The sequence below is a fragment of the Xenorhabdus kozodoii genome (genome assembly GCF_002632875.1).
GTDB lineage: Bacteria > Pseudomonadota > Gammaproteobacteria > Enterobacterales > Enterobacteriaceae > Xenorhabdus > Xenorhabdus kozodoii.
On sequence record NZ_NJCX01000021.1, the window covers coordinates 52,319 to 75,083 of the forward strand.

At 40.9% G+C, this 22,765-nt stretch carries 22 protein-coding genes; 8 read left to right on the plus strand and 14 right to left on the minus strand.

The annotated features are described in order from the left end of the window. The first annotated feature begins 156 nt into the window (after window positions 1-156). Window positions 157-1,824: an energy-dependent translational throttle protein EttA gene (gene ettA / locus Xkoz_RS14260; protein ID WP_099142799.1), complete on the plus strand. Its 1,668-nt coding sequence runs from the start codon at window positions 157-159 to the stop codon at window positions 1,822-1,824. 75 nt (window positions 1,825-1,899) lie between these two features. Here the strand turns inward: ettA and Xkoz_RS14265 are convergent, their stop codons facing one another. From Xkoz_RS14265 to serB, 4 genes are all read right to left on the minus strand, one after another. Then, window positions 1,900-2,628 (minus strand): ATP-binding cassette domain-containing protein, encoded by a 729-nt coding sequence (locus tag Xkoz_RS14265; RefSeq protein ID WP_099142800.1) that lies wholly within the window; start codon window positions 2,626-2,628, stop codon window positions 1,900-1,902. A gap of 675 nt (window positions 2,629-3,303) precedes the next feature. Beyond that, window positions 3,304-4,530 (minus strand): multifunctional transcriptional regulator/nicotinamide-nucleotide adenylyltransferase/ribosylnicotinamide kinase NadR, encoded by a 1,227-nt coding sequence (nadR, locus tag Xkoz_RS14270; protein WP_099142801.1) that lies wholly within the window; start codon window positions 4,528-4,530, stop codon window positions 3,304-3,306. Window positions 4,531-5,285: 755 nt separating this feature from the next. Continuing rightward, complete coding sequence (gene radA, locus Xkoz_RS14275; protein ID WP_099142802.1) at window positions 5,286-6,668, minus strand: DNA repair protein RadA; 1,383 nt, start codon at window positions 6,666-6,668, stop codon at window positions 5,286-5,288. Window positions 6,669-6,707: 39 nt separating this feature from the next. Then, entirely contained in the window at window positions 6,708-7,685 is a 978-nt protein-coding gene (serB, locus tag Xkoz_RS14280) for a phosphoserine phosphatase (RefSeq protein ID WP_099142803.1), read from the minus strand. Between the two features lie 116 nt (window positions 7,686-7,801). Between serB and Xkoz_RS14285 the strand changes: the two genes are divergently transcribed. Continuing rightward, window positions 7,802-8,467: a YtjB family periplasmic protein gene (locus Xkoz_RS14285; RefSeq protein ID WP_099142804.1), complete on the plus strand. Its 666-nt coding sequence runs from the start codon at window positions 7,802-7,804 to the stop codon at window positions 8,465-8,467. A 7-nt stretch (window positions 8,468-8,474) separates the two neighbouring features. Here the strand turns inward: Xkoz_RS14285 and Xkoz_RS14290 are convergent, their stop codons facing one another. The 4 genes from Xkoz_RS14290 to metC all read right to left on the minus strand — a co-directional run bounded on the left by Xkoz_RS14290 (window position 8,475) and on the right by metC (window position 12,103). After that, window positions 8,475-8,792: a hypothetical protein gene (locus Xkoz_RS14290; RefSeq protein WP_099142805.1), complete on the minus strand. Its 318-nt coding sequence runs from the start codon at window positions 8,790-8,792 to the stop codon at window positions 8,475-8,477. 302 nt (window positions 8,793-9,094) lie between these two features. Beyond that, window positions 9,095-9,925, minus strand: coding sequence for a 2,5-didehydrogluconate reductase DkgA (dkgA, locus tag Xkoz_RS14295; RefSeq protein ID WP_099142806.1), 831 nt, complete (start codon window positions 9,923-9,925; stop codon window positions 9,095-9,097). A 104-nt stretch (window positions 9,926-10,029) separates the two neighbouring features. Further along, the gene (locus Xkoz_RS14300; RefSeq protein ID WP_099142807.1) at window positions 10,030-10,701 is read right to left on the minus strand and encodes a DedA family protein; all 672 of its coding nucleotides are present in this window, start codon (window positions 10,699-10,701) and stop codon (window positions 10,030-10,032) included. Between the two features lie 208 nt (window positions 10,702-10,909). Continuing rightward, a complete protein-coding gene (metC, locus tag Xkoz_RS14305) occupies window positions 10,910-12,103 on the minus strand; it encodes a cystathionine beta-lyase (RefSeq protein WP_099142828.1) in 1,194 nt (397 codons plus the stop codon). Between the two features lie 274 nt (window positions 12,104-12,377). On the opposite strand from metC, the gene Xkoz_RS20880 reads away from it, so the two are divergent. Genes Xkoz_RS20880 through exbD form a run of 3 tightly spaced genes read left to right on the plus strand, consistent with a single transcriptional unit; the run spans window position 12,378 to window position 13,980 of the window. Beyond that, complete coding sequence (locus Xkoz_RS20880; protein WP_167386595.1) at window positions 12,378-12,518, plus strand: hypothetical protein; 141 nt, start codon at window positions 12,378-12,380, stop codon at window positions 12,516-12,518. A gap of 58 nt (window positions 12,519-12,576) precedes the next feature. After that, window positions 12,577-13,551, plus strand: coding sequence for a tonB-system energizer ExbB (gene exbB / locus Xkoz_RS14310; protein WP_099142808.1), 975 nt, complete (start codon window positions 12,577-12,579; stop codon window positions 13,549-13,551). 6 nt (window positions 13,552-13,557) lie between these two features. Then, a complete protein-coding gene (gene exbD, locus Xkoz_RS14315; RefSeq protein WP_099142809.1) occupies window positions 13,558-13,980 on the plus strand; it encodes a TonB system transport protein ExbD in 423 nt (140 codons plus the stop codon). A gap of 50 nt (window positions 13,981-14,030) precedes the next feature. On the opposite strand, the gene Xkoz_RS14320 is transcribed toward exbD, so the two are convergent. The 6 genes from Xkoz_RS14320 to Xkoz_RS14345 form a co-directional block, all read right to left on the minus strand. Then, window positions 14,031-14,423, minus strand: a complete 393-nt coding sequence (locus tag Xkoz_RS14320; protein ID WP_244183480.1) for a cytidine deaminase family protein — start codon at window positions 14,421-14,423, stop codon at window positions 14,031-14,033. Window positions 14,424-14,468: 45 nt separating this feature from the next. After that, window positions 14,469-14,729 carry an HPr family phosphocarrier protein gene (locus tag Xkoz_RS14325; RefSeq protein WP_099142810.1) on the minus strand — a complete coding sequence of 87 codons (261 nt, stop codon included), beginning with the start codon at window positions 14,727-14,729 and terminating at the stop codon, window positions 14,469-14,471. 362 nt (window positions 14,730-15,091) lie between these two features. Next, window positions 15,092-16,531 (minus strand): glycoside hydrolase family 1 protein, encoded by a 1,440-nt coding sequence (locus Xkoz_RS14330; protein ID WP_099142811.1) that lies wholly within the window; start codon window positions 16,529-16,531, stop codon window positions 15,092-15,094. 11 nt (window positions 16,532-16,542) lie between these two features. After that, the gene (locus tag Xkoz_RS14335; RefSeq protein WP_099142812.1) at window positions 16,543-16,884 is read right to left on the minus strand and encodes a PTS sugar transporter subunit IIA; all 342 of its coding nucleotides are present in this window, start codon (window positions 16,882-16,884) and stop codon (window positions 16,543-16,545) included. 29 nt (window positions 16,885-16,913) lie between these two features. Further along, window positions 16,914-18,152: a PTS transporter subunit EIIC gene (locus tag Xkoz_RS14340; protein WP_099142813.1), complete on the minus strand. Its 1,239-nt coding sequence runs from the start codon at window positions 18,150-18,152 to the stop codon at window positions 16,914-16,916. Between the two features lie 65 nt (window positions 18,153-18,217). Continuing rightward, window positions 18,218-18,532 carry a PTS sugar transporter subunit IIB gene (locus Xkoz_RS14345; RefSeq protein WP_099142814.1) on the minus strand — a complete coding sequence of 105 codons (315 nt, stop codon included), beginning with the start codon at window positions 18,530-18,532 and terminating at the stop codon, window positions 18,218-18,220. A gap of 179 nt (window positions 18,533-18,711) precedes the next feature. Between Xkoz_RS14345 and Xkoz_RS14350 the strand changes: the two genes are divergently transcribed. From Xkoz_RS14350 to Xkoz_RS14360, 3 genes are all read left to right on the plus strand, one after another. Then, window positions 18,712-20,625, plus strand: coding sequence for a BglG family transcription antiterminator (locus Xkoz_RS14350; protein ID WP_099142815.1), 1,914 nt, complete (start codon window positions 18,712-18,714; stop codon window positions 20,623-20,625). Window positions 20,626-20,970: 345 nt separating this feature from the next. Then, window positions 20,971-21,627: an SGNH/GDSL hydrolase family protein gene (locus Xkoz_RS14355; RefSeq protein WP_099142816.1), complete on the plus strand. Its 657-nt coding sequence runs from the start codon at window positions 20,971-20,973 to the stop codon at window positions 21,625-21,627. A gap of 12 nt (window positions 21,628-21,639) precedes the next feature. After that, a complete protein-coding gene (locus tag Xkoz_RS14360; RefSeq protein ID WP_099142817.1) occupies window positions 21,640-22,683 on the plus strand; it encodes an acyltransferase in 1,044 nt (347 codons plus the stop codon). The last annotated feature ends 82 nt before the right edge of the window (window positions 22,684-22,765 follow it).

A 22,765-nucleotide genomic window follows, 5' to 3' on the forward strand; every position in this document is an offset into this window, starting at 1 on the left:
TCTGCCCATGCAGGCTTATGTTAGACTCGTCAAGCACGAGCTACAGGGAGGCTTTGTCCGATAAGGCAGGGCGAAGTCATGGTGAAATACGCCATCTAAGCTCTATAAATGCAAATAATTTTTAAAATTTACTGGTTAATCAAAAGGTAAACTACATTGGCTCAATATGTTTATAGTATGCATCGGGTGGGAAAAGTTGTTCCCCCGAAAAGGCATATTCTGAAAAATATCTCTCTGAGTTTTTTCCCCGGAGCAAAAATCGGTGTGCTCGGCCTCAATGGTGCCGGTAAATCTACGTTACTGCGCATCATGGCAGGCATTGATAAAGATATTGAAGGGGAAGCTCGCCCACAACCGGGTATTAAAATTGGCTATCTGCCACAAGAGCCTAAGCTCAATCCTGAACATACTGTTCGGGAAGCCGTGGAAGAAGCCGTTAGCGAAGTGAAGAATGCGCTGACTCGTCTTGATGAAGTGTATGCCGCTTATGCTGAGCCGGATGCGGATTTCGATAAGCTGGCAAAAGAACAAGGGAAGTTGGAAGCGATTATCCAATCTCATGACGGGCACAATCTGGAAAATCAGCTTGAGCGAGCGGCTGAGGCTCTGCGCCTGCCTGAATGGGATGCCAAAATTGAACACCTGTCTGGTGGTGAACGCCGTCGTGTGGCTATTTGTCGCCTGTTGCTGGAAAAACCAGACATGCTGCTGCTTGACGAACCGACTAACCACCTTGATGCTGAGTCCGTTGCATGGCTGGAACGTTTCTTGCACGATTACGAAGGCACTGTCGTTGCGATCACCCATGACCGTTACTTCTTGGATAACGTGGCGGGTTGGATACTGGAACTTGACCGTGGTGAAGGTATTCCATGGGAGGGCAACTACTCTTCATGGCTGGAGCAAAAAGATGCACGTTTGGCACAGGAAGCGGCAACAGAAGCGGCTCGCCGTAAATCCATAGAGAAAGAACTTGATTGGATCCGCCAAAATCCGAAAGGGCGTCAGGCAAAAGGCAAGGCGCGTTTGACTCGCTTTGAAGAACTCAGTAGCGTCGAGTACCAAAAGCGTAATGAAACCAGCGAATTGTTTATTCCACCAGGCCCACGTTTGGGTGACAAGGTGCTGGAAGTAACCAACCTCACCAAATCTTACGGTGATCGCGTTCTGATTGATAACTTGAGTTTTTCCCTGCCGAAAGGGGCGATAGTTGGGATCATTGGCCCGAATGGTGCAGGTAAATCAACCCTGTTCCGTATGTTGTCTGGCCAAGAGCAGCCTGATTCGGGTTCAATTTCACTGGGTGAAACCGTTAAATTGGCTTCTGTTGATCAGTTCCGCGATAGCATGGATGACAGCAAGACCGTTTGGGAGGAAGTTTCTGGCGGCCAGGACATCATGCGAATCGGCAACTTTGAAATTCCAAGCCGTGCCTATGTTGGGCGCTTTAACTTCAAAGGCATCGATCAAGGCAAGCGTGTTGGCGAATTGTCTGGTGGTGAGCGTGGTCGTCTGCATCTGGCTAAACTGCTGCAAGTTGGCGGTAACATGTTACTGCTTGACGAACCCACCAACGATTTGGACATTGAAACTTTGCGTGCTTTGGAAAACGCCCTGCTGGAATTCCCAGGCGGCGCGATGGTGATTTCCCATGACCGTTGGTTCCTTGACCGTATCGCAACCCATATCATTGATTATCAGGATGAAGGCAAGGTTTCCTTCTTTGAAGGGAACTTTAGCGAATACGAAGATTACAAGAAGCGGACGATGGGGGCGGAAGCACTGGAGCCTCACCGGATTAAATATAAAAAGATCAGCAAGTAAGTTGGACAGAAAAAACGGCCTGATATCAGGCCGTTTTTTCTTAATAACAACTAATTTATTGTCATTACTTCACCATTACGACACTAAAACTCGTTGATCCAGCATAGATTCATAAGTTTTAACGGCTTTTCCACTGGCTAAAGTGATAATGCTATCTGCATGTTGCCTCAAGCGTCTGTCTTGGGAAGCAATGACAACCGTACCTTTCTGCTCATGGGCAATAAATTTGAAGATATTAATGAACGTCTGAAATGCCTGATGATCTAAATTGCGTGTTGGATCATCTGCAAATAAATATTCAGGCCTTTTGGCGATGGCTTTTGCCATTGCAGCCAGTTGCTTCTCGTTTTCAGACAGTTCTCCTGGATAGTAACGGCTTTTATCGCCTAATTTCACGATATCCAATGATTTTTGCGCGATCCTTTCTGCTTGTTGGCGAGAAAGAGATAATCCATAAGACGTTGATAATAACAAGTTATCTAATAGTGTGAGTTCACTAAATAAGTTGAAATCCTGGAAAATAAACCCACTATTTTCATGATGAAACTTTCCTAATTCTACATCATTCATTAATTTCAACTTGTTATTATTAATTAATACATCTCCTTGGTCTGGTTGTAACATACCCGATGCAATCGACAATACTGTACGGTTAGTCAATGCCTTCGGCCCTGTTATCAAAGTAATTTCACCTGGTATAATAGAAAATGTGATATCTGAAATCATTTCATGATTAACTGTAACATCAGTTAAACCATATGAAATATTGATAACCTCAATCGATTTAAATTGATTCAAGTTCATATTCTCAACACAATTAGGTTAAAAGATTAAAACTTTTTCCTTAACATATGCTGTCTAAGTCCATGAGTAAAAACACTGATATCTTTGTGTTATTGTACGAATGAAAATAGTCTATATGTGAAACATCCTCACCAAGTATATACTCATCTTATGTCAATTATTATTTACAACGACTATCTAATAAATGAGATGTTTCTTAATCTTGGAATAAAAAATCAAGAATATTAATAAATTACGTTTAAAACAACAGTTAAAAAAATAAAAATGGTATAAATTCTTCTATTTTTATTCCACTTTTATAATAAGGAAAAAGTCATTTGATGTTTCATTAATATTTTAATGTTACTTTTCATTACCTCCGTTATTGATAAAAACACCCAGAATATTTGTGGGTTTATTAGTGGTTAATAAATTTTATATAAATCAATCAATAGTCCCATTCATTAAATGACTTATTTCTCTGTAATTCAAGTCAAAACAGTAAAATTAAAGTATCAAAAAATATTATTATCACAATTTATTTTATTACATTTGTTAAAATAACCAAAGTAAACATTTAACTCATTGTTAAAATGGGATAAATAAAAAATAACAAAGATTACACTGAATAATAAATTACTATCAATTAATTGTGATAATAATATAAGTGTAATCTATTTTATAGATAAAAATGAGTTATTCCATTAGCATATGTTGAACCAGTTCAACGCAACGTAGAAAACGTTGATCATAATCCGGTGAGTCAACACAGACGTATTCGATATTATTTTTCTTCAACAAATTTTCAAGCAAATGTTGAAATTCTTTGCGATCTTTTTCACTGCCCAGACTTCTCAAACCATCGGCAACCCACGGTGTGTTGTTTTCTAAAAGAATAACTAAATCAAAGCGATACTCATCAATCATTGCCTGGACAAAAGGATGCTCTTTTCCTTCGTAGCGTTTGCAAAATGCCTGGGTTGTCACAAAATCTGTATCGACAAAGGCCACTTTATTGGCATATTTAACTGCAAAATCAATATATTGTGCATGACCTAAAGCGATTTTATCGTAATCTGAATATTGCAAAGCCATTTCATCGCCTCCCAGATGGGAAAATACATACTCACGCCCATATTCCCAGACGCTAGTCGTATTAAACATGTTGGCCAGTTTATTCACTAATGTCGATTTTCCGCTCGATTCCCCACCCAGAATGGCGACAGTACGCACAAAGAAGGGCTTCACTTCTGTAGGGATATATTCCCAATAATGGAAAGGCGCCTGACGGATTTGGCTACCACTAATATTCATAAATGAGCGTTGCGGGTCGATAAGCACAGTTTCAATGTCGAAATATTCTTTATACCGAGGTGCATCCTGTGTTTCGCTGGAGTAGATATATTTAGGGTTAATGTTTTTTGCTGCCAGAAACGACTTAACGCCTTGACTCCATGTTTCCCAGCCATTGGGGTAAGGCTCCATCCCATGTTCATCAAATGCATGAATATGAATATTTTTCTGATACTTGAATGTTTGCAATAACCATCTCAGGCGATCACTGACCGTCGGTTGTTGGGACATCGAACTGTTGATAAATAACTCGCGATCACGCACTTCGTCATAACAAAGAATAACATGTAACTCATCAACTTGGCTGGATGCTCGTTGAATCAAATAAATGTGCCCGGTATGTAATGGGTAAAATTTACCAAACACAATACCGACAGTTTTCTTTTCCATGGGATAGGCTAATCCTAGATATTGATGAAGAGAGGCCAGTTTCTGTGCACTGGGGCTTTTTATTTTGTCATTAATAAGTTGGCTTAGATAGCCTTTTGTCATTCCGCTGGCATCGGCAACCTGTTGTAACGTGTAACCAGCTTGTTTGATCGCTTCTTTCAAATAGTCAAATTGAGCCATAAAACCTCCGTGATGTTTAGTATACTAAACAAAATAGCATGTCAGTCGTGAAAGGTAAAAACAAAATTGGCTGTTTATTGCTTCTTTGGGATTAAATACTGTTATTCTGATTGCCATAAGCATTTCACATTGGATAATCGGCTATCTTCATAAAATAAAATAGCCAAATGTTAAACTGGCAGTTAAATAATAAAAATAAGCGATAACAGCATGGGCTGAATTTTTATAGAGCAGGTTGCTGAATTTTATTCGTTATATAAATATCTACATAACCATTTGTGCTGTAAATTTAACCAATATTAGATCGCCAATCAAGAACGGCGTGTAGTAAGCATAGGAAAAACTTAAATAATATAGCGATTAACTAATTGAGTTTTTATTTAAATAGAATGAATAAAAATAGTTCTCCAAGCTTCATTGGATTATTTACCTTAATTCAGAAAAATCTGAAAATTTCTTCTGGCATGTGAAACTTAAACAGATAAAAGGAGGTTATTGATTCTATTATCTGCCTCATTTGAAATGTGATAGTCGGCAGAAAATATTGTGACTAAATTAAGAAAAATACCTAGATTGTTGTCTAATAGATTTCAAGCAGTAACTTGAAATCTATTGGCTATTATATACCTGTCGTCTTTCAAGATGCGTCTGATATTTCCCCGCAGCGCGGGGAGATATCAACACTCACATGGGTTTTGCAAGCGGCAACTTGACGTTGAGTTGGTATAGATCTAAAAGAAATAAAAGCTCGTTTCTTAATCCAGATCATCCAGAACAGATAACGCATCGGCTAGCTTCTTGACCCCAAATACTTTCATATCCGGCAGTGATTTTTTCGGCATGTTAGCATGAGGCACAATGGCGCGTTTAAAACCGTGTTTGGCGGCTTCTGAAATGCGCTCTTGTCCACTGGGAACCGGACGAATTTCTCCTGCCAATCCCACTTCGCCAAATACCACCAGATCACGGGGTAGAGGTCGATCACGGAAACTGGAAACTAAAGAGAGCAACAACGCCAGATCCGCACTCGTTTCCGTTACTTTTACCCCACCGACAACGTTCACAAACACATCTTGGTCAGCCATTTGCAAACCGCCATGTCGGTGCAGGACGGCAAGTAAAATAGCCAGCCGATTTTGCTCAAGCCCTACTGCCACACGGCGCGGGTTTGCCATCATGGAGTGATCGACTAATGCCTGAATTTCAACGAGCAAAGGGCGCGTGCCTTCCCAGACAATCATAACCGAACTGCCTGAGGTGATTTCATCGCCACGGCTCAAGAAAATAGCGGAGGGATTACTTATTTCCCGTAATCCCTGCTCGGTCATGGCGAACACGCCCAGTTCATTCACCGCACCGAAGCGGTTTTTATGGCTGCGCAGGGTACGGAAACGGGAATCCGTTTCACCGTCCAACATGACGGAACAGTCTATACAGTGTTCGAGTACCTTGGGACCCGCCAACGTGCCATCTTTTGTGACATGCCCAACCATGATAATGGCAACGCCACGAGTTTTAGCAAACCGCGTCAGGTAGGCTGCGGTTTCCCTTACCTGTGCAACACTGCCTGGTGATGATTGAATATCGGCGATATGCATGACCTGAATTGAATCAATCACCATGAGTTTGGGTTGTTCTTGTTCTGCAATCAGGCAAACCTGTTCGATGCTGGTTTCCGATAGCATATTCAGTTGATCGGTCGGCAAACCCAGCCGATGTGCCCGCATCGCTACTTGCTGTAATGACTCTTCCCCTGTCACATACAGCGTTTTCATCTGAGTCGACAGTTGGCACATGGTTTGTAAAAGCAGGGTGCTTTTCCCCGCCCCAGGACTACCGCCAATCAAAATAGCACTACCGGGAACCACACCACCGCCAAGAACACGGTCAAATTCTTTAAATCCGGTTGAAAAACGGGGCAATTCTTCCAGACTGATATCAGAGAGTTTTTGTACTTTACTGACCCCGGTGTCTCCGGCATAGCCACTGAAACGCTCATTGCGGGATGATGAAGCTGTGGCTAAACGTATTTCCGTAATGGTATTCCATGCGTGGCACGCGGTACATTGCCCCTGCCAACGGGGAAAATCCGCGCCACATTCGTTACAGACAAATGCCCGCTTTGCTGCTTTTGCCACTTTGTGCTCCCTTAAGATAATGACGGTTGCCCGTTAGCATTAACGTTCTTCGTGTTTTAAACCACCGCTTAAGACACACAGAACGCCCATTAAATCCGCATGACGGATAGCCACCTTGGCCTGGGCATACACTTTTGGCTTTGCATGATAGGCAATCCCTAGCCCTGCCTTGCGGATCATTTTCAGATCATTGGCACCATCCCCAATGGCAACGGTTTGGCTCAGGGGAATATTCAGTGCTTTTGCCAACCTGATCAACGTGGTCGCCTTGTATTTTGCATCGACAATCGGCCCTTTGACCTTACCGGTCAGCTTGCCCTCTTTTATCTCCAGTTGATTGGCGACGGCATCAAAAAGACGTAGCTGCTGGCGAAGGTTATCGGCGAAGAACGTGAAACCACCGGAGGCAATCGCGACATGCCAATCCAATGATTGTAATTTACGAACAAGGCTGGTCAGCCCCGGCATAAGCGGAAGTGTTTCCATCACTTGCTGCAAGATGGCGGCATCGGCGCCCGCCAATTGAGCCACTCGTTCGCGCAGGCTTTCTGAAAAATCCAGCTCACCTTGCATCGCTCGCTCTGTGATTTCAGCCACTTTATCACCCACGCCGGCCAGGCGGGCAATTTCATCAATGCACTCAATCTGGATCGCGGTGGAATCCATATCCATCACCAATAAACCGGCTGAACGCAGGCGCGGAATTTGCCCTAATGGAACCACATCCAAACGGCACTCATCGGCCTGTCGTTTAATGCGAGGTGAAAGGCTACCGGCAATACGGACAACCTGATAATCATCGATCCGCCATGAAGAAACCACCACAATGGCTGTTCCCAATCGGTATTGAAACTCACTGATACGCTGTTTATCCAACCCACGTCCATACAGCAACCAGCCACTATCTCCTGCCCTGTAATCCAGTGGCATCACTTCATCACCACTGAGGGAGAGGGGTAATCCAGGCCATTTATGGATCTCATCCGGTAAGTAGCGATAGGCCAGATTATTAGACATGAATATCGACTCCTGTAATTCCATATAAATTTGGTGCAGGTAAAAAATGCTTTTCAAACTATCCTATCATTACTGCATCTGGCAACATGTGCTTTCTGAGCATAGGATGAGTCACTATGATAAAAACAAAGCTAAAAATTAGGCTACACAAGACGGCGATTATATTAATATGTATCGCATTGCTAGTATTGCTGATGCAGGGAGTTTCCTATTTCAGTCGCTCTCAGCAACAAGCTCACATGGACCAATTTGAAGATCTGGCGAAAACATTAGCAAACCAGGTTGCATTCAGCTTGTCTGATTATATGGAGAATGGTAGCAAAGATCTTAATAATAAAAAGATTGTCGCTAACTTAGATTACTTGACTAACAACAGCCGCATTTTGGATGCCAGCGTTTATCTGGAGAATGGGACACAGATAGCGCGAAGCGGTGAACAGATATCTGTTCGTGAACGATTAGCGCTGGAAGGCAAAAAATCCAGCAGTTACTTCAACCAACAGATCGTTGTGCCAATACCGGGGAAAAATCATCCAAAAGGCTTTCTTCGCCTGACACTGGACACGCATCGATTGTCAACCGAGGCCAAGCAGGTTGATAACACGACTAACTTACTTAGGATAATGATCCTGCTATCTTTGGCGATTGGATTTATTCTGGCTCATAACTTACTGCAACTATCCCCTAGCCGTTGGCAACAATCTCCTTATCTGCTGACGGCGAATACTAAGCCTTCTGACGAAGTAGAAAATAAAGAGCAGGATGATGCTTCCCAACGGTAACGTTATGTTACCGTTGGTTGTTATGTAGATTACTTTCCTCATTATCAAGATGCTTTCCATAATAGCGTTTGAAACAAATGGAATAGAGCACTCCGTGTAGAAAAGCCATCATGACGGCGCCATAAAACACAACCGGATTATGGGAAATATCAATATGTACAATCGGAATATGGTTAAACCGAAAGATATACATATGAAAAGCCATTGCTGCGATTGCAAGCAAAATCCCGGCTGCATTGTGATGGATATGGTGTGACAGCAGAAACCATTTTAAGATGAAGAAAAAAGGTATAAGCATTAACAAAGAAATAACTATGTAAACCATTATCATTTCCTTAAGTTTTTGTCTGGAAATTAATATCAATAGATAGATTTATCGCTATCATAAACACGCAGGATTATCCCATTATCTGTTTAATATGCCTGTTATTTAGCGTTGTGAAGTAAGTCTATAACATGGTTTATATATAAATAGTAAACATGGTTATTATTAATATTTTTGATTTTTATGATAAGTAATAGTGTTTTAAGAGAGGGACTACGGCCTGAACCCTATTGAAAAACAGAATTCAGGCTTGTTGGGATGAGTGAAGTGGGGAGATGAAACTGATGAGTGTGTTGTTTCAACTAGAATTGATTGTAAGTATCGGGATTTGGGCCTATTCGCTTCCCAATGTCTAATTCAGCTATAGCGGTTAAGTCTTCTTTTTCCAGTCTGAAATCAAATACATCAAAATTTTCTTTAATGCGGGAAGGTGTAACAGATTTAGGGATGGCAATCATGCCGCATTCAAGGTGCCAACGGATCACAATTTGCGCTGGCGTTTTACCATACTTAAGGGCTAACTGTTCAGCCAGTGGAGAATTAAAAACGTCTTTTCCGCCCCGTGATAACGGGCTCCAGGACTCGGTTGTAATATAATGGGTCGCATTCCATGAGTGGAGTTGCCGTTGTTGTAGCAAGGGATGCAGTTCAATTTGGTTGATGACGGGAACCACACCGGTTTCCTGGATCACTTTTTGTAAATGCTCAATATGAAAATTACAAACCCCAATACTGCGGGTCAAACCAGTTTCTTTCAGTTCAATCAATTGCTTCCAGGCATCAACATAATGATCCTGTTCCGGCACTGGCCACTGAATGAGATAGAGATCAACATAATCTAGCTGTAGCTTGTCCAGACTCTCTAGTAATGCTGCACGGGCGTCCTGGTGACGATCATTCCAAAGTTTGGTCGTGATGAAAATTTCTTCGCGTGGGATATCGGTTTCCTGTAACGCTTTCCCCACACCTTCTTCATTATGAAAAATGGCCGCGGTATCAATGGAGCGATAACCGACCTCTAATGCGGTATGGATAGACTTAACAACCTGTTCATTACTCGCTTTCCAAACCCCAAGCCCCAATTGTGGCATGTGATTTCCATCAGCGAGTTTAATAATTGTCTGCTGACCCATTCTTACCTCCTTTAGGTTTGGAATTTTTTGATCATCATTCTGAGGTACGCTAGCCCTAAAGTGCCATTCAGTACGATAGAAAAATCGTGGTTTTTGCGAGCGCGTTATTGGTTTTTCTTTGCTACGCCTTTCTTATGACGCCAATACATCAGTAGGGAAGCGGACAAGCCACTGATCAACAGAATGACAGGTAAAATGACCAAAATATTCATAACCATATCTTGATGCGTTTTAACGAAGGGGATTTGGTTCAAAATATAGCCAAAACCCACGATGATAATGACCCATAAGAAGCCACTTAACCAGTTAAAAAATTGAAAGCGTTTACTATTTAGACCAGAAATCCCGGCAAATGTTGGTAGGAGAGTACGGACAAACGCTAAAAAGCGTCCGATAAGCAGGGCAGACAGACCGTGTTTAGAGAATAACATATTGGCACGTTGGCGATATTGTAGAGGAAGCTGGGCTAACCAGTTTTTGACCATACGGGTATGGCCGAGCCAGCGCCCCTGTAAATATCCCAGCCAACAACCCAGGCTTGCCGCTATGGTGAGCAGAATGACTGTGGGGATGAAACTCATGACACCTTTGGCAATTAAGGCACCGGAAAGCACGAGCAGAGTATCACCGGGTAAAAAGGCGGCTGGCAGTAGTCCATTTTCCAACACGAGCGTGACAAAAAGGACGCCATAAATAACCCAGATGACATCTGGATTGGCAAGTTGGTTAAAATCGTGATGCCAGAGTGCATGCACAATATCGCTTAACGTTTCCATTGATTATCCTGTGATTTTTGCGGGTAACATAATGAGCAAAATTAACAAACCGATTTACCCCAGTGTACCGCAAAATAATGGGATAGGGGGATTTGATTCAGCCTCAGGGAAGGTGTCAATTGGCGGGGAGGATGACACAGTGGCTATCTACAATAACGCAATGCTATAAATGTACAGTAAAGAGACAGCCACGGTTTTAAAACAAGCGCTAACGAGTCGCCAATCGGGAAAAGCCCGCTTCCAGATCATCAATCAAATCTTGTGGGTTTTCCAGCCCAATATGCAGACGGAATAAGGTGCCCGTTTTCTGCGGCGTAGGATACTGACGTAGTCGTTGAAGCGTTTCCGGTTGAATGCCCAAAATTAATGACTCAAAGCCACCCCACGAAAAGGCCATCTTAAAATGCCCCAGATGATCAAGATAATCCGCAAATTGTTGAGGTGTCAGTTGGCTATTCAGGAGAAAGGAAAACAGCCCACAAGAGCCAGTGAAATCGCGCTGAAAGAACTGATGTCCTGGGCAAGAAGGCAGGGCAGGATGATAAACCTCGGCAACTTCCGGCCGCTGCGCCAGCCATTTGGCAATCTTGATGCTGCTTTCTTCATGCTGCCTTAAGCGAATGGCTAACGTACGTAGCCCTCGGTTTGCCATATACACGGTATCGGGATCGGCTATTTGCCCTAGCAAGTAAGATCCTTCTCTGAGCTGATCCCAACATCGTGTATTGGCGACCGCTGTACCCAGCATGCCATCTGAGTGACCAATAATATATTTGGTGGCGGATTGGATGGAAATATCGATGCCAAACTCCAGAGCCTTAAACAACACACCAGCCGCCCAGGTATTATCGATGATAATCACAATCTCAGGATTCACTTGCCGGATAGCCTGCACGATAGCAGGAATATCTTGCACTTCCATCGTCAGGGAGCCGGGTGACTCAAGAAAAACCACTTTGGTATTGGGCTGGATCAGCGAAGCAACGTTCTCTCCGATCATTGGGTCAAAATAATCGCAGGCAATCCCCATTTTTTTCAGAACGCGATCGCAAAATTCCTGGGTAGGTTCATAGGCAGCCCCTGTCATTAAAACATGATCCCCGGTTGCCACAAAGGCCAGAATGGAATGGGTAATTGCTGCCGTACCGGAAGGATAGAGTGCGCAGCCGGCGCCGCCTTCCAATTCAGCCATCGCTGTCTGGAAGGAAAAATGGGTCAGTGTGCCGCGACGCCCATAAAATAATTCGCCTTTGGTACGGTTCTTCAAGGCTTGTTTTAAGTCTTCAACGGTATCAAAAATGACAGATGAAGTGCGTTGAATAAGCGGGTTAACGGCACCTTGCGTATATCTTTTTTGTCTTCCGGCACTGACCAATAAAGTGTCTAATTTTTTTTCTGTCATCGCATCGTTCCCCAAGTTAATTTCCTGCCTGTATCCAAATCGCATCGCTCAAATAATGATTAGCAAGTTAAAAGATTTTAGGTCGTTTTGCCAAAGGGATTCGCGTAACTTGACGAAAATTCACGGTGAGTTGGCGATAGTCAATCAGGATCAATTAACGAAAGAACATCATTAAGTGGAACTTTTTTATTAAATAGTAATGATAATTACTATCAAATCGCCCAATGTCTGATATTATTTGCAGCGGACTTTTTCCTCTTTCGAGGTAAGAGAAATGAATCAGGGTTCAAACGAAACCCGTATCTCCCTGAAGTTATCTTGCGGTGCGGTCATCAAACGGCCATTAGCAAGATGGCAGAGAGACAAGGTTAACCAGCGAGCCATGACTCAGAAAATATTAGGATTAGCAAGATGAGTAGACGTGATTCACTGCTAAGTAACAGAATCTATAAGAAAGAGAGTAAGGCTAACTGATGCGTAATTTGACAGCTTCTATTCTATTGGCATTCGGATTAACAAGTTCAGCATGGGCTGATACAACGCCAGCCACGCCAGAAAATCAGGTGGCCGCTCCTACGGCAATATCCGCAGCTTCCGCAGCACCACCTGAGGCTGATAAAGCACCATCAACACCCGATGGGCAATCGGTGGCGGCTGATACCGCGGAAAATGTCGCGGTTACAGAAACGGTGACCACTGAAACAGTCGTCGCTCCAGGCGAAGGCGTTTCTGACAGCCTGTCCAGCGGTTTTGCATCGGATCTGTCTGTTTGGGGTATGTACCAAAATGCAGACATCGTCGTCAAAACGGTGATGGTGGGGCTGGTGATTGCTTCAATCATCACATGGGCGCTGTTTTTCTCCAAAGGCACTGAACTCTTCATGGTTCGCCGCCGTTTACGTAAAGAGCAACAGGCTTTGGCTGGCGTTGCCAATTTGGATGCGGCCGCGAAAATTGCAGCAGACTTCGGCAATCGCAGCGTCAGTCGTTTTTTGTTGAGTGAAGCACAATCCGAGCGCACCCTGTCCGCTGACAGCACTGACAAAGTTGGCACCAAAGAGCGAACTTCGTTCCGAATGGAACGTGCCGTTGCTGCAATTAGCCGCCATATGGGGCGTGGTAACGGTTATCTGGCGACCATTGGCGCAATTTCCCCATTTGTGGGACTATTTGGTACGGTTTGGGGGATCATGAACAGCTTTATCGGTATCGCTCATTCACAAACCACCAACCTGGCCGTTGTTGCACCAGGAATTGCGGAAGCACTGTTAGCGACCGCGTTGGGTCTGGTAGCAGCAATACCCGCGGTCGTGATTTATAACATCTTCGCCAGAGTTATTTCATCATATCGTGGTCAAGTGGGCGATACAGCAGCTCAGGTAATCCTGTTGCTGGGGCGTGATCTTGATCTGGCTGAAAGCAAAGCAGAAAAAGCAGAAGCAAGGTAATCAATCATGGCAATACGTCTTAATGAAGATTTGGACGATAGCGGCGAACTGCATGAAATTAACGTCACGCCATTTATTGACGTGATGTTGGTACTGTTGATTATTTTCATGGTGGCAGCACCCTTGGCTACAGTCGATATTAAAGTTGATTTGCCGGCATCAACCGCTAAACCACAACCACGACCAGAAAAACCGGTATTTTTGACGGTGAAAGCGGATAAGCAGTTGTATGTGGGAGAGCAGGCCGTTGATCGTAATAACTTGTCTTTGATATTGGATCAAACCACGCAATCCAACAAAGACACGACGATTTTCTTCCAGGCTGATAAAACGGTAGATTATGAAACCCTGATGAGCGTCATGGATGCCTTACGCAAAGCGGGTTATCTCAAAGTAGGGTTAGTGGGGATGGAATCCGTTTCCGCTTAATAACACTAAAATATGAACTGCCCGACGCGTTCATCGGGCAGTTTTAGTGATCACCAATCTGACTTCTTCCAGTCAAAAGGCAATAGTTCACTAAGAAGCAAAATCTTTTCTTGAGTGACTTTGACTTCCGCGTGGATATTCTCTGGATTTATTTGGCTGATAAATTCCCGGCAACGGCCACAAGGAGGGATAATATTGCCATGTCGATTGACCGCAATAATCCTGACTATCTGTGTTTCACCTCGTTTTATCATCTCCGCAATGGCACCGTGCTCTGCACAAAATCCCATCGAGCAAGCCGTATCAATATTAATTCCGGTATAAATATGGCCAGATTGACTTTGAATAACGGCACCGACATGACCATATTTGATATATTTATTTAATTGGGTTGGGGATATTAGGTGATGTGCAACCAGCTCCATTTCGTCAAAAGAAATCACAAAATACTCCTTACTCATGATTAAAGGGAACAATAAATAGATAGCTTAATCTTTGATGTTACGAATAAACTCAACCACCGATTGCGCCATCTCCTTTTCATTATCGCCTTCAACCCGAATAATCACTTCCGCCCCACTTTTTATTCCCATCGACATCACCCTAAACATACTTTTTAGATTAGCGCTTTTATCTCCTTTAATAATTTCAATTTTGCCACTGTAATTTTTGACGAAATGACAAAGTTGGGTACAAGGCCGCGTATGCAGCCCTGAAGGTGCAGTCACAACAACTGAATACTCAATCATAAAATTTACCTGCTTATCTATAAATTTTCATAATAGTGAGACACTCAAATTCAGTACAATCCTTACGCCTCGCGGCGCGAGGCGTAAGGAAATGTCCTACGATATTGAATTTTTATTTATACCAATCCAACTTCAAGTTGCAGTTTGCAAGCCAATGAGAGTGCTTATATCTCCCCGCTACGCGGGGAGATATAAGACGCATCTTGAAAGGCGACTGGTATATACGCATTAAACTTCAAGTTGCAATTTACAACACGACATGAAACCTGATTTCTCCCCGCTTCGCGGGGAGAAATCACACGCATCTTGAAGTTAGATTGGTATATATTCTTTATGTTTCAAACACCACGCGAAATCTAAAGTCAGGATTTTTTTAATGAACCCCCCTGAGTTCGAATAACATTCTGATACCAGTAAAAAGAGTCTTTTTTATAGCGGGAGAGATCTTTAATGTCTTTATCTGTTCGATTAACATAAACAAAGCCATATCTTTTTTTATAGCCATTGCTGGTGGAAAGCAGATCAATAAAACTCCACGGATTATAGGAAATCACCTTAACGCCATAATCCATAGCTCGCTTAATGGCATTAATATGTTGTTGAATATAATGAATACGATATTCATCATGAATGGAACCATCAGATTCCAATTTATCATCAGCACCAAAACCATTTTCTGTGATCATCAATGGCTTCTGATAACGGGTATATAAATCACGCAACAGGTATTCCAGCCCAACAGGATCAATCGCCCAATCCCAGTCGGTGGTATCAAGATGGGGATTTTTATGGATTTGGTAGAAATTCGGTTGAATTTCATGCCCATCTATTTGCCCTTTAACACCTGTTGGATTAAACCCATCCATTCGCCGCTGAGCACCTTTAGGGGCGGCGGCAGCGGCATGACTGCAATAGTAATTAATGGCCAAAAAATCAGAATAACCTTCTTTAATTAACGCCATATCACCGGCTTCAATATGTGGCGCCAGGCCATGATTTTTTAGATAGGTGAATGCCGATGGGTTATAGTGCCCTTTCAGATAGATATCGGTGAAATAGTAATTACGCAGGTCATTGGCATTTTGGGCAGCCAAATTATCTTCCGGTTTACTGGTCAATGGATAAATAGCGGAATAGCCCAAGGCAGCGCCGACCAAGCCATTGGGAACCCATTGATGAACCAATTTGCAGGCGATGGCATGGGCAAGGTTCATATGGTGATTGATCTGGTATTTAATTTGTTCATCATGCAGGTAATGTTCTGGGATCAGACACTTTTTCGTCCAGAACTGCACAATAATGCTTTGTTCATTGATCGTGAGCCAATAACGGACTTTCTGGCCAAATTCTTTGATCACAAATTCTGCATAATAAGCAAAATCGTCTACGCTTTGCCGATTGATCCAGCCGTGATATTTTTCGACTAATGCCATAGGCATATCATAATGGTATAGCGTTAGAATTGGCGTTATTCCATTTTTCAACAATTCATCGATAAGATTATGATAAAACGCCACTCCCTTATCATTAACTTCCCCAACGCCATCTGGAAAAATACGTGACCATGCAATGGAAAAACGATAGGATTTCAAACCAAGTTCTTTCATTAACGCAATATCTTCTTTATAACGATGATAATGATCACTGGTTATATGGGTATCTGCAAAACCGGGTTGATGATTAATAACATCTTGTTGTGAAAGTTTTTTACCATATTCTTCCGCAGCACCTTCAACCTGATAAGCACTGGTAGAGGCTCCCCAAAGAAAATGCTCCGGGAATAACGCATTATTTTCTATCATGGTATTTTCCTTTATTTACTTTGATGGGTGAGATGATGAATAAATTCATAAAGGTCAATTATTTCTTTTCTCAGATTAAGCTCGCTGCGTATCGTCATTAATGTATCCTGAGCATGAATAAACAGTAAATCTAAATGAAAACGGTCACCTTGAGTCTCTTTTTGAATAATCTCAGTTTGAGCATGGTGAGCAGATAGCATCATTTTTCTGGCTTTCTCCAGCGATAAATGGGCATTTTTAAAATCACCAACATGGGCATATTTAATCGCTTCCTCACTTTTTTCTCTTGCATTACCTGCATTGAGAATAATTTCCAGGGCAACGGGGGTTAAAACATTATCCTCACGGTTCATTTTTGAATTTCCTGATGAAATTGAACAAATTAATCCTGTTTATGGGTATTTTCTTCTTCAATCCGTTTTTTTTCATAAACCTTAAAGAAGGGATACCAGGTGATAAGGAAAACCGCCATAAGTACCAGATAGCAAATAATCGCCCGCCAATCTTCCGTAATGATGACACTGGAAAATGGAGCGGGTATTTGACCAACTTGGATCATTTTCGAAGGGATATTCAGCCAATCTGAGCGCATGAAAATCCATACGATAATTGGGCTGGTAATGGCATTGATCCACATTGGCAGCATTAAGAGGGGGTTAAGGACAATTGGCGTACCAAATACCAACGGCTCGTTAATATTGAAAAAAGAAGGGCCGATACAGATATAGCCTGTTGTTTTCAACTCCCTGGATTTTGAAAACAGCATTAACAAATTCAGGGCAAGCGTTGCACCTGTTCCACCCATCGTAATTAAGGCCGCGGTGAATAAGGTTTCATAAGTCACGATATTGGTCGGTGGTTGACCGGCAGCAACCAGCGCAATATTGGCCGAAATCCCAAGCATAAAGATTGGCATTTGCAGACCCGTAAACGTCCAGACAGAAATCCCCATTGACATGGCGATGGCAGGAATGAGCGCCATCAGGATAAAGCCCGGCAGCGTTTGCCCGAACGCTGCGATAGGAGAAAAGAGCGATAGCAGTGTGGAAAAAACATCAATATCGAAAGTGAAGACCAACAATGTTCCGCAGCCGATAGAAATCAGTATAGGAATGATGGCATGTATCCAGCCGACAACGAAATCAGGCAAGGCACTCTGTTTTAAAAATTCTACCTTGGTGTATAGATGAAAAAGATAAGAAACCAACAGCCCTGTGACAATGCCTAATAAGATCCCCGCCGGGCCAAAACGGTCAAAACTGACCAGCATATTGCCATCGACAAATTCGGGCTTAATGAACATCATGTAGACACAAATCGAAGTGAGTCCAGCAATCAGCGTATAGCGAAAATGATACAATTTCTCCATCATTTGATTCGCAATCATAAAAGCCGTAATTAAGCCGAGCATGCCAAAGGAATAATTAGCAATTTTCCCAAGGTCAGGTAAAAACAAAAAATAAGAACGAAATACGTTATAAAAAAAGATAAGTGAACCAGCTAAAATAAACGGTATATTTTTCTGCATTGCACCAGAAATTGCTGCTACCCAAGGTCGTTTGGTAAAATTTTGCATAGCAGGTGCAAAAGAATCAGATAACCAGGACATAAATGCTTGCATAGTGTATCTCTCTCTAATTTTTTCCTTCTTAAATTCCCTGGTGAAACTTAATTTCAATGATCAAATTAGTTGTTCAGCGTATTGATGGCTAACTCAAGTAATGCTTTGCCATCTAACCTTCCATAAATTTCTTGTGGGACAACAAGCACAGGAATATGATAACGATCGGCCTGTTTCTGGAACTCTTTTTGTTGTGAAGCATAATGTGGCCCAAGGAATAAAATATCGATGACAGAAAAATATTCTGCAACCTCACTTTCACTTCTGGCTTCAACAGTAACAGGAAGCGCCTTCTCTTTTGCTGCATTGCGGGTGCGGGTTGCCAGCATTCCGCTGGAAATACCGGCTCCGCAGCATAACATAATAAATATTTTCTTCATGTGATCCTCTTATTATTGGGAAGTTTACTGATTTTGGTGTTTCTAAGGAGATAGACTTTCCGCCATTTTTCTTGCATATTCAAATAAACATTTGCACCTGTAGAGGGCAACTCCTTATTTTTTTAATGGAAGCATTAATATTAGTATGAAGTCGTTGTTTTTATTTTATAGGTGTTCTTATGCTCAGAATTAAACAGAAAGAGTTATTAGATTATTTATTAACTCAAAATGCACCTGTTTCAGCATTGAAATTATCTCAAATATTGGCGGTATCAATAAGAACTGTAAAAAATTATGTTGCAGATATTAATGGCTTGCATGAACAAAAAATTATTATTGCTAGCCGACAAGGATACTTAGTTTCACACAATTCATTATTACGAGATATAGTAAATAAGTTATGTTATCAGAAAAGCCATTTACCCAAAACGTATCAAGAGAGGGCGCACTTTGTTATCAAAGCGATTTTGTTATTTAAGAGAAGCAGTAATATATATGATCTCAGTAATGATTTATGTATCAGTGATTCGACGTTAAAGGCACTGGTATATAAAATGAATACATCATTTCAACGCTTCAATGTGAAATTTCTCTGTAAAAACAGTCAGATTGAAATTGTGGGCGCTGAACATGATTTAAGAAAGTTAGTTTCTGACGCGATCTTTGAACAAACAAACTATCGTTTCATTGACGCCAAAGTATTGGAAAAAATATTTGGGAGTAAACAAGTCAACAACGTTATTGAAATAATTACACGTGTTTTTGATAAATGGGAGTTGTATCTTAGTGATTTTTCTCATACTAACCTGGTCTTACATTTCCTGATACTGATTGAGAGATTGAAGAAGGGGAAACTTTTAGAAAATCAGGCATTATCGATAGAAAATAGCAGCTTAAAATTGATCTCCGATGAGTTATGCGACAAAATTCAATGCAGCTTTAGAATAATTATTCCTGAAAATGAAAGAAAATCTTGCTACCTTTTTTTGAAAACCAACACGAATTTTAATAAGGTAGATAATGAAGTTATTGATTCAGTTGGTGCTAAACTCTATCAATTTACTCGGCAACTGGCTGAGTCTGTGCAAGAAAATTATCTGATTGATTTAGCATCTGATGATTTTATTTCTTTACTGTCCTTACATTTATCCAATCTACAAACAAGGCTAAAACATAAAATCTATACTAAAAACCCCATGTTGGAAATAATCAAAAAGGAATGCAGGATTGTTTTTGATATTGCTATCTTCATTTCTTTTCAGTTAAATAAATATTTTAATAATAAATTGAATGAAGATGAAATTTCTTTCATTGCATTACATGTTGGTGCGGAGTTTGAGAGACAAACAAGAAATATTACCAAAGTTAGAGCTGTGCTTCTGTGTCCGAGTTATCGAGGAATTGAAAATAAAATTTATCATCAACTATTACGTGATTTTGGTGATGAAATTAACATTATTCAGGTCATTTCTCAGCCTTCAGAGTTGGACGGTATGGAGTTTGAATTATTGATTACAACGATAAATTTTTCTCCAGAACGCGATTATGAAACAGTCTATATTTCTCCTTTCTATTTAAGGGATAACCATGCTGAATTAATGGAAAAAATTGATATAGCTAATGCAAATCGAAAATGGGCAACATTAATACGAAATATGGATCTGTTTTTTGACCCCGAACTTTTTTTCTTTAATCCCAATTTTCGTAATCGGGATGAACTTATCGACATGATCTGCCAGAAAATGTTAGCGAAAGGTTATGTTGAGGCTGATTTTATCAATAATGTGTATGAGCGTGAGCATGCCTCTTCGACAGCTTTTGGCATGTTGGCGTTACCGCACTCAATGAAACTGGATGCGGTGAAAACCTGTATCGCTATCGTCATAACCCCAAAAGGTATACGCTGGGGAAAAGATGAACGGGTGCATGTCGTATTTTTAAGTGCAATCAATCAGGTAGACAGAACGTACTTTGCTGAAAGTTATGATGCGTTGTTGGATATATTCAATCGTGATGGGGTTATTGGTGCGCTTGGTAAGCTCACTGATTTTGAAAGGTTTCGAAATATTTTAGCTGAATATAAATACCACTAAATGGTGTTATTCCCAGAAACATAATGACTGATGTGGCTGGGATTTTTATAGGACAACCCACTCGGTTGGAAAGCACAGTGGTCACCGATCGAGTGACAAAAATTTGCGCCAGTCGATAACCCCAGAGACAGAAACCCTTCAATATCTCGATTAATTATTAACCAAAAATTCATCAGTAATATTTATAATTAATAACAAAATGATAAGTTGCACACAAAATTTAACAAATTTAACTGCTAATTTCTTTAATGCGGATAAAGACGATGATGTGGGTGTCCTTTTCCCTGGGAAGGATACCTCTAGGCACGAGCAGATTATCATTCCAGAAAAAGTAAAGGAAAAGAAATGTCTTATATTCAATCTCATTTGGCGGGGCAAGTTTGGTTCTCACTCGGCGATAGCATAACAGAAAGAGGGTGGTATCAACCTATCGTGACTGAAATGTTAGGTTTGAGAGAATTTGTCAATTACGGTATTGGGGGAACATGTATAGCTCAAAAAGATAAAGATGATAGCTCTGCTATGTGTTTGAGATATAAAGAAATGGGAAACCATCCAGACATCATTACCCTATGGGGAGGGGTTAACGATTTTGGTTATGATTTTGGTTCTCATGGGGGGATAGAAATAGGTGACCGTAACGATAAAACCTCATTAACATTTATTGGCGCCATGCACTTATTGCTGGCAGGCGTGACAAAGCAATACCCATTATCAAGGATAGGGTTCATCATCACAACGCCGCTCTCAATAAAAAGAGGAATGAATGAAAAAAATCTGAAAGGATACTATTTGTCTGATTATTGCAATGTTTGCCGGGAAATTTGCGAAAGATATTCTATCCCGTATCTGGATTTATTGAAAAATGCCGGTTTTAATGAAGGAAATATAGATATCATGACGAGCAATAGCTCAGGTACTGTATCCGATGGACTGCATCCTTCAAAAATAGGCATGGAAAAAATAGCGCCTAAAATTGCAAACTTTATGTTATCAATTTAAGAGGTATTTTGAATGAGAATTCTGACTATAGATTTATTAAAGATAATGTCTATATTTTTCGTTGTCGTATCCCATGTTACATTGTTCTTTTTATTACGTCATGATAATGACGTAATTTTGTATTTTTACAGGCAAACAGGCCAGTTGGGTGTTTCATTGTTTTTTATGTGTAGTGGTTATTTTTTGCTAAATAATAAACATGAAAACCAAACAGATTATGTGGTTAATAAGGTAAAGAAAATAGTAGTTGTATTATTGTTTTGGTTGGCCTTTTATTATTGTTATGATAATTTCTTTATTAGTAAATTCACCACCGTTTCTGTTGTCAGTTTTTTAAGTTATGTTAATGTTAGCGAGTTTATATCCGATGCCACTCATTTATGGTTTATATTTGCAATAATTGCTCTTTATATATTGACCCCATTAATACGAAATTCATTTAATTTAGGGAATGCCAAGGGGATTGTAAAGATAATATTTATCATGTTTATTATTGCTAATTTTACATTGCTGAATGCATTGACAGATTACAAATATAACTTTTCCGCTGTGCCCTTTAATATTTTACTCCCATTTCAGGTTCAAGGGCTTCTCAGCTTTCTGATAGGCGGGTATATAGGCCTTACGAATCCTAAAATAAAATCTTTCTCCTTTCAACATATCACTCTGTTGGCATTATCCATTATCTCATTGATATTTCTGTCATTGATATCAGTCAGAACAGGGATGAATTTCTTCTATGGGAAATTTTATAATGTTTTCCTTCAGGCCTCATCCGTATGTTTATTTTTATTCTTGATTAACTTAAATGTAAGTAAAATATCCGGCATAACAGCAGACATCAGTAAAAATATACTGGGGATTTATCTCGTTCACAATATTTTTGTCGTTGAGATACACAATGACTTTATCCATGAATTCTTGTTAAAGAAATTTTATTACGTAAATATATATGCTTATATAATAGTGTATTCATTACTGGCTTTTTTCCTATCATACATACTCTGTGTTTTATTACGAAAATTTAAGGTAACTTCGTTTATCATAACGATTTAATGTTGTGAATAGAAAGGGAGGTGCCTGGCTTAGCATTTCACAGTTAGAAATGGTGGAACTCTATCAACACTATTATTTTTTC